This window comes from Arthrobacter sp. D1-17, from assembly GCF_054130535.1.
The window spans coordinates 3,814,365-3,827,199 of the sequence record NZ_CP096382.1 but is presented as its reverse complement, the minus strand read 5'-3'; the positions used below and the strand labels follow the sequence as shown (position 1 = coordinate 3,827,199).

The 12,835-nt window shown below is 64.1% G+C and carries 8 protein-coding genes; 2 read left to right on the top strand and 6 right to left on the bottom strand.

Going from position 1 to position 12,835, the window contains the following annotated elements:
* Nucleotides 1-17 precede the first annotated feature (17 nt).
* The 4 genes from yjfF to M1E01_RS17665 form a co-directional block, all read right to left on the bottom strand.
* Nucleotides 18-1,034 (bottom strand): galactofuranose ABC transporter, permease protein YjfF, encoded by a 1,017-nt coding sequence (yjfF, locus tag M1E01_RS17680; RefSeq protein ID WP_457972824.1) that lies wholly within the window; start codon nt 1,032-1,034, stop codon nt 18-20.
* On the bottom strand, nt 1,034-2,077 hold the full coding sequence (locus M1E01_RS17675) for an ABC transporter permease (protein ID WP_457972822.1): 1,044 nt from the start codon (nt 2,075-2,077) through the stop codon (nt 1,034-1,036). The genes yjfF and M1E01_RS17675 overlap by 1 nt, the downstream gene beginning before the upstream one ends.
* Nucleotides 2,074-3,600, bottom strand: coding sequence for a sugar ABC transporter ATP-binding protein (locus M1E01_RS17670; protein WP_457975012.1), 1,527 nt, complete (start codon nt 3,598-3,600; stop codon nt 2,074-2,076). The genes M1E01_RS17675 and M1E01_RS17670 overlap by 4 nt, the downstream gene beginning before the upstream one ends.
* Nucleotides 3,601-3,714: 114 nt before the next feature.
* On the bottom strand, nt 3,715-4,695 hold the full coding sequence (locus M1E01_RS17665; RefSeq protein ID WP_457972821.1) for an ABC transporter substrate-binding protein: 981 nt from the start codon (nt 4,693-4,695) through the stop codon (nt 3,715-3,717).
* 399 nt (nt 4,696-5,094) lie between these two features.
* Here M1E01_RS17665 and M1E01_RS17660 point away from each other — a divergent pair, with 399 nt between their 5' ends.
* Complete coding sequence (locus tag M1E01_RS17660) at nt 5,095-7,632, top strand: alpha-L-arabinofuranosidase C-terminal domain-containing protein (RefSeq protein ID WP_457972820.1); 2,538 nt, start codon at nt 5,095-5,097, stop codon at nt 7,630-7,632.
* Nucleotides 7,633-7,774: 142 nt separating this feature from the next.
* Entirely contained in the window at nt 7,775-10,036 is a 2,262-nt protein-coding gene (locus M1E01_RS17655) for an immunoglobulin-like domain-containing protein (RefSeq protein WP_457972819.1), read from the top strand.
* A 67-nt stretch (nt 10,037-10,103) separates the two neighbouring features.
* On the opposite strand, the gene M1E01_RS17650 is transcribed toward M1E01_RS17655, so the two are convergent.
* Both M1E01_RS17650 and M1E01_RS17645 read right to left on the bottom strand, forming a co-directional pair.
* Nucleotides 10,104-11,240: a S1C family serine protease gene (locus M1E01_RS17650; RefSeq protein ID WP_457972818.1), complete on the bottom strand. Its 1,137-nt coding sequence runs from the start codon at nt 11,238-11,240 to the stop codon at nt 10,104-10,106.
* 105 nt (nt 11,241-11,345) lie between these two features.
* The gene (locus tag M1E01_RS17645; RefSeq protein WP_457972817.1) at nt 11,346-12,686 is read right to left on the bottom strand and encodes a glutamyl-tRNA reductase; all 1,341 of its coding nucleotides are present in this window, start codon (nt 12,684-12,686) and stop codon (nt 11,346-11,348) included.
* Nucleotides 12,687-12,835: the final 149 nt, after the last annotated feature.

The window sequence follows — 12,835 nt, the reverse complement described above, 5'->3', positions numbered from 1 at the left end:
GGCAGGTGAGGCAGGGATCAACGTGTTTTCCTGCCGAAGAGCCGCTGCAGCAGGATGAAAACGAGGAGCAGGCCGCCGATGACGATCTTTGTCCACCAGGAGCTGAGGGTCCCGTCGTAAGCGATGAAAGTCTGGACGATTCCCAGCACAAGCACGCCTACCACTGATCCCAGGACATAGCCGGTGCCGCCGGTCAGAAGCGTGCCGCCGATGACAACCGCCGCGATGGCGTCCAGCTCCATGCCCTGGGCCGCGAGGCTGTAGCCGGAGAGGCTGTAGAAGGAGAACAGAATGCCGGCAATGGCGGAGCAGAGGCCGCTCAAGGCGTAGACCAGGATCTTGGTGGTCTTCACGGGCAGGCCCATCAGCATGGCGGAGTGCTCGTTGCCGCCGACCGCGTAGACCGTACGGCCGAAGCGCGTGTGGTGCAGGACGAAGAAGGCCGCGGCCACAATTCCAAGCGCCAGGAGGACGCCCGGCGAGACGAAGAGGTCCCCGGGCAGGGGAATCTGCGCCTGGGCCATGCCCGTGAAGAACGGCTCATTAACGGGGATGGAGTCGAGGCTGATGACGTAGCAGAGGCCGCGGGCCAGGAACATGCCAGCCAGGGTGACTATGAAAGGCTGGATGTCGAAGTACTGGATGATCAGGCCCATCAGGAGTCCCAGCCCGCCGCCGATGAGCAGCACCAGGACGATGACGGCCCCTGGGTTCCAGCCCTGCTGCAGGAGCGTGGCGCTCACCATCATGGACAGTGCGACGACGGCTCCCACCGAAAGGTCGATGCCGCCGGTAAGAATCACAAAGGTCATGCCGACGGCGAGCACAATGAGGAAGGTGTTGTCGATGAAGATGTTCAGGAAGACCTGGCCGGAAAGGAAGCTCGGGTACATTCCGGCCCCGACGGCGAACATGGCGATGAACAGGCCCACCGTGGCAAGCGTCGGTGCGTAGCGCGCAGCTCCGTGGAGGCGGCTGCGCGCCGGTGACGGTTTCTTGACGGCCAGGGGCGTAAGCGTGGACAGGGGGGACATTAGATGGCGACCTTTTCCTTGGCGGCTTCCTTTGCGGCGGGCTTGGGTGCTGCCTTGAGGCGGCTGAGCAGGTTCCGCGCCTTGGGCGCCTGCAGGAGGCAGACGGTGATGACGACGAGGGCTTTGAACACCAGGGTCACCTCCGGCGGAATCCCAAGCGTATAGACCGTGGTGGTCAGTGTCTGGATGATGAAAGCCCCGACGACGGTCCCCACCAGTGTGTACCGCCCGCCTGCCAGCGAGGTGCCGCCGATGACAACTGCGAGGATGGCGTCCATTTCGATGTAGAGGCCGGCGTTGTTGGCGTCGGCCGCCGTGACGTTGGAGCTGATCATGAGGCCGGCGATGGCAGCGCAGACGGCGCTGAAGACGTAGACGATCCAGATGATGTTCCGTGAGCGGAGTCCGGCCAGGCGGCTGGCGACGGGATTGATGCCGACGGCTTCGATCAGGGTTCCCAATGCCGTGCGGCGGGTGAGGACCGCCGCCAGGGCGAAGACAGCGGCGGTGATCAGGATGGAAATGGGAAGCGTGAAGAGGTACCCGGCGCCGATTGACTTGTAGTGGTCATTCGAGACGGAAATGATCTGGCCGCCGGTGATGAGCTGGGCGATGCCGCGCCCGGCCGTCATAAGCACCAGCGTGGCAATGATTGGCTGCACGCCGATGGTGGAGACCAGGAAGCCGTTCCATGCGCCGAGGACAAGGCCGGCGATCACTGCGATGAGAACCGCCATGGCGGCTGTCACTGGCGAACCGGGATCGGGCGAGGCTGCAATGTACGCGCACGAGGCCGCGCCGGCGATCGCCACCACGGCGCCTACCGACAGGTCGATGCCCCGGGTGGCGATGACCATGGTCATGCCCAAGGCGATGAGGATGGTCGGAGCGCCGTTGCGCATGATATCGATGAGGCTGCCGTACAGGTGCCCGTCCTGCATCCTGAGGCTCAGGAAGTCGGGCCGGAATACCTGGTTCAGCAGCAGCAGCGCTGCGAGGGCGATGACCGGCCACGCTAGGCGGTGTTTGAGAAGGGATTTCACTGGGCGCCCCCGGCGATGACCGTCATAACGTCTTCTACGGAGACGCCGTCGTTGTTGATTTCGGCGACCATCGCCCTGTCCTTGATGACCGCGAGGCGGTCGCTTACGCGCAGCACTTCCTCGAGCTCAGAGGAGATGAAGAGAATGGACATCCCGTCGGCCGCGAGTTTGTTGACAAGCTTCTGGATCTGGGTCTTGGCTCCGATGTCGATGCCGCGGGTGGGCTCGTCGAGGATCAGGAGTTCCGGATGCGTCACCAGCCATCGGGCCAGAAGCACCTTCTGCTGGTTTCCGCCGCTCAGGTTGCGGATGAGTGCGTCCGGGTTTGCCGGCCGGATGTCGAGAGCCTCGATGTATTCGGCCACCAGTTCGTCCTGGATGCGGCGGGGGATGCGGCGCGCCCAGCCCTTGCTGGCCTGCATTGCCAGCACCAGGTTATCGCGGACCGTCAGGTCTCCGACGAGGCCTTCCTCCTTGCGGTCCTCCGAGCAAAATCCGATGCGCTTGTCGATGGCGGCGCGCGGGGAACGGACCTTCTGGCCCGCGCCCTTGATCTTGATGGTGCCTTCGTCCGCCTTGTCGGCGCCGAAGATGAGCCGGGCAATCTCTGTCCGGCCGGCCCCGAGGAGGCCTGCCAGGCCTACCACCTCGCCAGGATAGATGGACAGGTCCACGTTGGAAACCGACCCTTTTCTACCCAGACCGCGGGCCTGGAGGAAAGGCGTTGCGTCGGCGCCGTTACTGGCACGTGCCCGGGCAGGGGCCTGGTCCAGTTCGGCGAGGGCCTCCATGTCCTTGCCGATCATCTTGGAGATGAGGCTCATGCGGGAAAGATCCCGGGTCATGTATTCGCCCACGAGCTTGCCGTTGCGAAGGACAGTCATGCGGTCTGAGATTTCGTAGACCTGTTCCAGGAAGTGCGAGACGAACAGGATGGCGACGCCGCGGTCGCGGAGGTCCCTGATGACGCGGAAAAGCTGGTTGACCTCGTCAGCGTCCAGGCTCGACGTCGGTTCATCCAGGATGAGGACTTTCGCGTTGATTTCCACTGAGCGGGCGATAGCGATCAGCTGCTGGACCGCGATGGAATGGGTGGACAGCAGCGATCCTGGATCAATGTGGTCCAGCTGCAGCTCGGCCATGACCTCACGGGCCCGGGACCGCACGCCCTTCCAGTCAATGGAGCCGCGGCGGCGCGGTTCGCGGCCCAGCAGGACGTTTTCTTCAATGGTGAGGTTGGGGCAGAGGTTAACTTCCTGGTAGACGGTGCTGATGCCGGCAGCCTGGGATTCAGCGGGCGCTGAGAACCGCTGCGGTTCGCCGAGTACCGTGATGGTGCCGGAGTCAATGGTGTACACGCCTGTCAGGGCCTTGATCAGCGTTGACTTGCCGGCGCCGTTTTCTCCCATCAGGGCGTGGACTTCACCTTGAAAGAGGCGGAAATCGACGCCGTCGAGCGCCTTAACTCCTGGGAATCCAATAGCTATCTCGGTCATCTCGACGACCGGAACGATCTCGTTCATCCTCATGTCTTTTCTCTGCTTGGCATGCCCTGCGGGGGCTGCCGTGCTTGGTGTGCCGTGCGGCGGCGGATCCGCCGCCGCACGGACATTCAGGGGGCCGCGGTTCAGTACGGGTTAGTACGGGCGGCTGGCGAGAACCTGCTTGGCCTGCTCCTGGGTGAAGGTCGTCTCCTCGGTGACGACGCGTTCGGGCACGCTCTCCCCGGCGACAACCTTCTTGGCGAGATCCATGAGCTGGTCGCCAAGCATCGGGCTGCACTCCACGATGTAGTTGATCTTGCCGTTGCTCAGCGCGGTCATGCCGTCCTTCACGGCGTCAATGGTGATGATCTTGATGTCCTGGCCCGGAATCTTGCCAGCCGCTTCGATCGCCTCGATAGCGCCCAGGCCCTCGTCATCGTTGTGGGCGAAAACGACGTCAATGTCCTCGTTGTTCTTGAGGAAGGCCTCCATGACCTGCTTGCCGCCGCTGCGGGTGAAGTCGCCGCTCTGGGAGGCGATGATCTTCAGATCAGGATCAGCCTTGATAGCTTCCTCGAACCCTTCCTTGCGGTCATTCGCGGGAGCGGATCCCGTGGTGCCCTGGATCTCCACGATGTTTACCGGTTCGCTCGCCTTGGACTGCTCAACGAGCCACGCCCCGGCTTTCCTGCCTTCCTCCACGAAGTCAGATCCAAGGAAGGTCTTGTAGAGGGACTTGTCGGAGGAGTCCACTGCCCGGTCCGTCAGGATGACGGGAATCTTCGCGTTCTTGGCTTCCTTCAGCACCGTGTCCCAGCCGGACTCCACCACGGGGGAGAAAGCGATGACATCGACCTTCTGCTGGATATAGGAGCGGATAGCCTTGATCTGGTTCTCCTGCTTCTGCTGGGCGTCGGAGAACTTCAGGTCGATCCCGGCCTTCTTGGCCGAGTCCTGGACTGACTTCGTATTGGCTGTCCGCCAGCCGCTTTCGGCACCGACCTGGGCGAAGCCCATCGTGATCTTGTCACCGCCGGAGTTGCCGGCAGCGCTGCCGGCATCTGCGGTTCCACCGCAGGCAGTGAGGGTAAGCATTGATGCGGCGGCCACCGCAAGCAGGGATTTCTTAAACACAACATCCTCCCGGACTGTAGTTACATGCAGGCGTGAGCCTTCTAACACCGCCGTTGCTGCAAGTGAGCTGATGCGCTCTGCGACTCAGTGTGAACGCTAACAATTGATCGCGTCAAGTAGCCGCGGTCACATTCTAGAAGTGCCCGCAGCGGGGCTGCCGATTTTCGCGGTCATGCTTTACAACAGCGGAAAGATGCCGAATACTCATGTTCCGGCGGCCGTTGTTAGCGTTCACAGTTTTCTGTCCACCGTTACGAGCGGCACTGCAGCCAGACCGGCGTTGTACATCCTGACGCGGGCAATGCTCTGACGTCCGCCATGCAACTGCAGCAGGGACTGCTGCAGTTGCATGGGTCATAGCGCCGGCGAACCGTTCAAAGGAGAAAGGCCATCCCTTCCATGCCATCCAAACCATCAATACCCGCCAGACGGGCATGCACCATGGTGCTTGCGGGTTCACTGGCGGCGGCGCTGCTGTCGTTGGCACCGGCCTTGGGCGCGAATGCCGAGGCCGGTGAGAACCGGACCATCAGCATCAACGCCGCCGGGACCGGGCCGTCGATCGACTCAACCATGTATGGAGCCTTTTACGAGGACATCAACCAGGGCGCCGACGGCGGCATATACGCGGAACTTGTCCAGAACAGGTCCTTTGAATTCAACTCCGCCGACAACCGCACCTATACACCCATGACAGCCTGGGAAACCCTGCGGCGGGGCAGTGACGGAACAGTCGCCGTCGTCAATGACACCAACCGGCTGAACGAAAAAAACCGGAACTACCTGCAGATTGATGCCACTGCCGCCGGCGCGGGCAGTGGCGCCGGAGTGGGGGTGCGCAACGGCGGCTGGAATGCAGGGCAGAAGCTCGAGGCGCACAAAAAGTACAGCTATTCGGTGTGGGCCCGCACTTCCAATCCTGCCGGGTCCACGCTTGCCGTGACCCTGGAGACCCCGGAAGGCTCCCGCCTGGACATCGCCAGCATCAAGATCAAGGGTGACCGCTGGGCCAAATACGATGTGACCCTGTCACCGAAGTCCTCCACCGGGGCCGGCCGGCTGGCAACGGTGATCCAGGGGACCGGCACTGTCCGGCTCGACATGATCTCCCTCTTCCCCAAAGACACCTGGAACGGCAGGGAAAACGGCCTCCGCAAGGACCTGGCCGAGAAGATTGCCGACCTGACCCCCGGATTCCTGCGCTTCCCAGGCGGCTGCATCGTCAACACCGGAAGCTACGACACGTACTCAGCCCCCAACTACACGCGGGCCCGGACTTACCAGTGGAAGGACACCATTGGGCCGGTGGAGCAGCGCCCGGCAAACCGTAACTTCTGGGGCTACAACCAGACCTACGGCCTGGGCTACATGGAGTACTTCCAATGGGCCGAAGACCTGGGGGCCGTCCCTGTGCCGGTGGTTCCGGTAGGCGTAACCGGCTGCGGCGACACCAAGCAGGCGCCGGACCAGGCAACCCTTGACCGCTACATCCAGGACACGCTTGACCTGATCGAGTTCGCCAACGGTGATGCCAGCACGGAGTGGGGCGCCAAGCGCATCGCCTACGGCCATCCGGAACCCTACAACCTGGACCGCATCGGACTGGGCAACGAGGAGTACAAGCCGGAGTTCAAGGAATACTTCACCCAGTTCTACAACGCCGTCCGAAAGGCGCATCCCGAGATCAAAATCATCGGGAACACCGGGCCGTTCAGCCAGGGCCCCGAATTCGACGATCTCTCCGAATTCAACGCAGAGACGGGCGTCGACTTCGTCGATGAGCATTACTACAACGAACCGTCCTGGTTCCTGAACAACAATGACCGCTACGACTACTACGACCGCAACAGCTACAAAGTTTTCCTCGGTGAGTATGCATCGCGCGGGAACAAGCCGGACAATGCCCTCGCGGAAGCCTCCTACATGACCGGCCTCGAACGGAACGCCGACGTGGTCAAGATGGCCTCCTACGCGCCGCTGATCGCGAATGAAGCCAACATCCAGTGGAGCCCGGACCTGATGTTCTTCAACGGCACGTCTGTCCGGACCACTCCTAACTACGAGGTCCAGAAGCTGTTCATGAACAACGTCGGCACCCAGGTGGTGCCGAGCACGCAGGACAACCCGGCCTCAACCGTGGCGCCAATTGCCGGAAAGATCGGGCTGTCCACGTGGGCAACTTCCGCACGGTATGACGACGTCAAGGTGACCGGCCAGGACGGCACCACCCTGTTCAGTGACGACTTCTCCGGAACGGCTGCGGCGTGGACCGGCAACGGCACCGGTTCCTGGTCCATCCAGGACGGCGGCTACGTCCAGTCCAGCACCACCGCGCAGAACACCATGGTGACCGCCGGGAGCGCGGACTGGAGCAACTACACGCTCAGCACCAAGGCAACCAAGCTGGCCGGCTCGGAAGGCTTCCTCGTATCCTTCGGCGTCAAGGACACCGGAAACTACTTCTGGTGGAACCTGGGCGGCTGGAACAACTCCAAGTCCGTCGTCGAAAAGGCCGTCAACGGCGGCAAGACGAACGTCATCGAAAAGAACACGGTGATCCAGACCGGACATGAATACGACATCAGGATCGAGGTCACCGGCCGTATCGCGAAGCTGTACCTGGACAACGTCCTGTGGGGCACCGTGGACGATACGCAAGCCGACCCTGTCTACTCCGTTGTCACGAAGGACGCCGGGTCGGGGGACACGATCGTGAAGGTGGTCAACACCTCGTCCGCCCGGACCCCTGTTGACGTCAAGGTCACCGGTGCATCCAAACTCAGCACCAATGCCGCGGTAACCACTCTCACACAGACCGCGGACGGGCAGAACCTCGCCCCGGCCGCCAGCACCTTCAGCGGAGCCGGGGCCGAGTTCACCTACGAGTTTGAACCGAAGTCCGTGACCTTCATCCGGCTTGCAGAAGCCCGGAAGTAGGCGGCACACCAAAGCCACGGCCTTGACCGGGGAAGGCCCGGCTGGATGGCACAGCCGGGCTTTCCCCTTCCCAACCACTGCATTCCACCATTGCCTTCCACAACACTGCGGCTCCCGGCCGCCCCTGAATGAAAGGGTCTCCATGCTCCCTCCACACGTACGTGCCCGCACGGGTCCGGCACTCACTACTACTGCAGGTGCAGTCGCCACTGCCGCCGCGCTGGTACTCGGCGGGCTCACCGCCGGCGCACCCGCCTCCGCCGCTGTCGACGACGGGCTGGTCCTGAAATACAGCCTGACGGAACCTGCGGGGACCATCGTGGAAGACAGCTCCGGGAACGGCCGCAACGGCGAGATCAGCGGTGATGCCACCCGACTGGGCAGCGAGGGCCTCCAGCTCGGCGGTACAAACGGACACGTCCGCCTCCCTAACGACGTCATGCGCGGGCTGACCTCGATCACCGTCTCAACGGACGTCAAAATCGCATCGGACCAGGGTGCCCCCTACTTCATCTGGGGGATGGGCAACACCACCAACGGCGCCGGCAACGGCTACCTCTTCACCACCGGCAACTCCTACCGGACCTCCATCGCCAGCGGCAACTGGTCAACCGAGCAGACCATCAGCGCGAACCGGGACCTGGCGCGCGAAGCGTGGAAGACCCTTACGTACACCCTCAACGGCGGTACGGCCGTCCTCTACGAGGACGGAACGGAAGTCGCCCGCAAGAGCGGCGTCACCATCACGCCTGGAAGCATCGGGGGAGGAACCACGACGGCGAACTACCTCGGGAGGTCCGTCTACAGTGGCGACAAGTACCTCAAGGGCCAGGTCCGCGACTTCCGCATCTATAACCGAGCCCTGTCAGCCAGCGAAGTCCGAGAGCTCGGGTACATTTCCCCTGAGCAGCGGGTCACCCTCGACCTGCAGGAGCTCTCACTCGGCGACACCTCCGCAGTGACCGTGAATCTGAAGCTGCCCGTTACCGGACCCAACGGCTCCGCCTACACCTGGTCCTCCTCGGACCCCACCGTCGTCTCTGCGCAAGGAGCCGTAACCCGTCCCGCCCACGGAACAGGAAACGCAGCTGTGACACTGACGGCCAGGGCCACTTCGGGTGGGGCATCTGCGTCGAAAGCTTTCACCGTCACGGTGCTGGAAGACATCAGCGACGAGCAGAAGGTCAGCGAGGCCGCCGCGGCCCTGAACATCTGGGACGCGGAGGCGATCCGCGGGAACATCACCCTTCCCGCAGCTGGGCTGCACGGCACCGACGTTGACTGGCAGTCAAGCGACGAGCCGGTCATCACGGCCACCGGCGAGGTCACGCGCCCCGCATACGGCAGCGAGCCGGCCAAGCTCAACCTGCATGCAACGGTCAGCATCGGCAAGACGAAGATCAGGAAGAAATTCCGCGTGACCGTGCTGCCGCTGCCGAAAGCGGAGGCCAAGGAGGGCTACGCGTTCGCCTACTTCACCGGCAACGACCTCGCCGGGGAAAACATCTTCATGGCCGCCAGCCGCGGCAATGACGCGCTCAAGTGGGACGAGCTGAACGGCGGAAAGCCCGTCCTTAAGTCCGGTCTCGGCACCAAGGGGCTTCGCGATCCCTTCATCATCCGCTCTCCGGAGGGCGACAAGTTCTACATGATCGCCACGGACCTCTCCATCGGCGGCGGCACCAGCTGGGACTCCTCGCAGCGCCAGGGAAGTCAGTACATCGAGGTCTGGGAGTCAACCGATCTGGTGAACTGGTCCGAGCAGCGGCACGTGAAGGTTTCGCCCGATACGGCAGGGAACACGTGGGCTCCGGAAGCGCACTACGACGAGAAGATCGGCGCGTACGTCGTGTACTGGGCCTCCAAGATCTACAACGCTAACGATCCCGCCCACGCCGGCGGCACGCACAACAAAATGATGTACTCCACCACGCGCGACTTCCGCACCTTTACCGAGGCCAAGGTGTGGAACGATCCCGGCAACTCTGTCATTGACTCCACGGTCATCAAGGAAGGCGACACCTTCTACCGGTTCACCAAGGACGAAGGCCGTGTTTCCGGATGCCTGGACATCATGCAGGAAAAGTCTGACGACCTGCTCGCCGTTGATCTGCCCGCAACGAATCCGCGAAACTGGGCGCTGATGGGCAACTGCATAGGCAAGAAGGCCGGGACCGGCGGAGTGGAAGGGCCCACCATCGTCAAATCCAACACGGAAGAGAAGTACTACCTGTTCGTCGACGAATTCGGCGGCCGAGGCTACATACCGCTGGAAAGCACCAGCCTCGAAAACCCTGACTGGAAGCTCTCCACCGACTACGAGCTGCCGCGCGCGCCTCGCCATGGAACCGTTCTTCCCGTCACGAAGGCCGAGTTGGAACGCCTGCGCAGCCAGCTCGGCTGACACTGCAGAAGCATCTCTGAACCGCGGAAGCAAGTGGCTCCGCCGCAACGGCGGAGCCACTTTCGGTCTAGGACGCCGGGCGCGCCACGAGCTCAACCTTGACCTCCTGCGTCTCCGTTCCCCGGCGGAATTCCACGGTCACGGTCTGGCCGGGGCTCTTGCTCCGCAGCGCTGCCAGCAGGTCCTCCGGCGACGCGACCTCGTCGCCGTCGAGCCTTACGATCACATCACCGGCACGCATGCCTGCTTTCGCTGCCGGACCGCCCTCCTGGACGGTGAGTGCCAGCGCCCCGCGGGTGTCCGGCAGGCCGAGTTCATTAGCGATCGGTTCGGTAATTTCCGCCAGCCCCAAGCCGATGAAAGCGTGATCGGCCGTGCCGTCCTCGCGGAGCTGGTCCGCGACTTTCACCGCCGTGGCTGCCGGAATCGCAAAGCCAAGGGCAACGGCGCCAGCTGAGGGCGGGATGTAGGCCTCGCTGATTCCGATCACCTCACCGCGGCCGTTGACGACCGCTCCACCGGAGTTACCGGGGCTGATCGCAGCATCGGTCTGGATCAGGTCCACAAGGGATTGGCTGCTCGACGCCGAGCCGGGGATTTCGCGGTGGAGTCCCGAGATGATGCCGGACGTGACTGTGTTTTCGAACCCCAGCGGCGACCCTATGACGATGGCGAGTTCGCCTATCCGGGGCAGGTCGGTCTGGAACTTGGCGGCCGGGAGGCCTGTCCGCTCGGCCTCCACGAGCGCAAGGTCCGAGATCTCGTCCGTGGCCCGCACCTTGCCGGCCACCCTCCGGCCATCCGCGAAGCCCACCTCGACGTTCCGGCTCCCGCGCACCACATGCTCGTTGGTCAGGATCAGTCCGTCCTCTGAATACACCACGCCGCTGCCCAGACCGCCGCGGCCCGTAAACACAGTCACCACCGAAGGCTGCACATTGGTGACGATCGAGGGGATATCCGCAGGACCCTGCGGAATCGCCTGGGCGGAAGCCGCCGGCCCGGGGTGCCCCTGCGTTCCGCCTGCCGGCGTCCCGCCCGGTGGAGTGCCGCCGGGGGACTGCGCGGCGGGAGGCTGGGCGGCACCGGGCTCCGGGCCTTGGCTGGAGCCTGTGCATCCGGTGGCCGCGGCGAGCACCGCTGCGGCTGCGATCACCCCGAGGAGGCGGAAGGGACGGTGGGTTCGATCTTGCCTGGAGTCCATCGCAGTTCCTCCTGCCGGGCCTGTGGGAAGCTGCTTAAACGCTAAACCCGACGGGCAACGGGGGCCAGAGCTTGTCCTGGCTTTCCGGCGGAACCCCTTCGAGGGTCAGCTCGCACGCGCTGCGAGGCTTTCCCTCGCGGAGCCCGGGGCGGAGTCCGTGAGCGTTTGCCGCCCGAGCACATCCGGGTCTGCCGGATCAACGGAGTCTGCCGGTTTTATATTCAGGCCATAGAGCGCTTCAAGCGCTGCAGTGTAGTCACCATGTCGGCCCGCGGCTGCCAGTTCCCGCGCCCGCGCCGTGGGCACGTGCATGAGCTGGCGAACCACGCGGCGCACCGCGAACTCCACGGCTTCGGCCGTGGCCGGGCAGGCGTGCTGGTTCCGGATCCGCTCCATCTCGCCCGCGAGCACCTGCTGCATGTGACCCCGCAGGGCCACAATCGCGGAATCCATCTGGCGGGCCCGCCGCTCCTCCTCGAACCGAAGGGATGCCTGCCGGACCAGCACAGTGGCCTGCTGAACCACGGCGGAGTGCTCGCTCGGTGCTGCCAGCCGCACGTCGTCGAGCGTGATCAGGTCGATCCCCGGAATGTTCCCGGTCTCCGGATCGAAGTCCCGGCTCAAGGCCAGATCGACGACGACGAGGCGCCCTTGCGCGCCCTTCCGCCAGCGCCTGAACTCGCCCGTTCCCAGACGCGGTCCGCGTCCGCTGCAGCCGACCACCAGGTCCGCGTTCCGGATGGCGGCCGGCAGGTCCGCCTGTGACAGGGCAGCAGCACCGCGGGCCTCAGCGAAGGCCTCGGCACGGCCGGACCAGGAGAAAACGGACACGTTGGAGCAGTGCCCGGCGGCCAGCAGCGCCAGGGTGGATCCGGCGTAGGCACCCGTGCCGACCACCACCACCGACAGCCCGGCCGTGCCGCCGCAGCCCAGCTTGGCTGCGGCCAGGTCCAAGGCCACTGAAACCATGGAGCGGCCGGCGTCGCCCAGTTTCGTCAAAGCACCAACTTCCCGTGACGCGCGGGATGCCGCTTGGAACAGCCGGATCAGCCCGCCGCCTGCGGTACCCGTCTCTTGTGCCGCCGCCAGGGCCCGCCGGATTTGGCCCGCGATTTCACGCTCGCCGACGACCGCCGAATCGAGGCCGGCCCCCACTGCAAAGAGGTGCTCGGTCATGTCGTGGCCGGCCAGGAACTCCAGGGATCCGCTGAGTTCGCCTTCGGGAAGGCCTGAGCAGCTGCTGATGACTGAAATGACGCCGTCGCACGCAGCACCCGGGGCAGATCCCGCTGCGGTCTCAAGGTAGACCTCAAAGCGGTTGCAGGTCGAGAGCACCACGGCCCCGGATACATCCGGTAAGGCGGCCAGGGCTGTGGACGTGATTCGCCGGGAGCCGGAGCCCAGCCGGGCAAGGAAGTTCAGACCGGTGGAACGATGGGACGCCACGAGCGCAAACAATTGGCCGGCCGGAGCAGCCTGCCCGCCCGCACGCCCTTCCGGACGCGCGCCTTTAAGACCTTTTGACACAACAGCCCCCTGTTTTCCCCAGTTTTTCCGCGACGAGGAGTCCCGGCCCGTGCGGCCAGCCGCCGTTG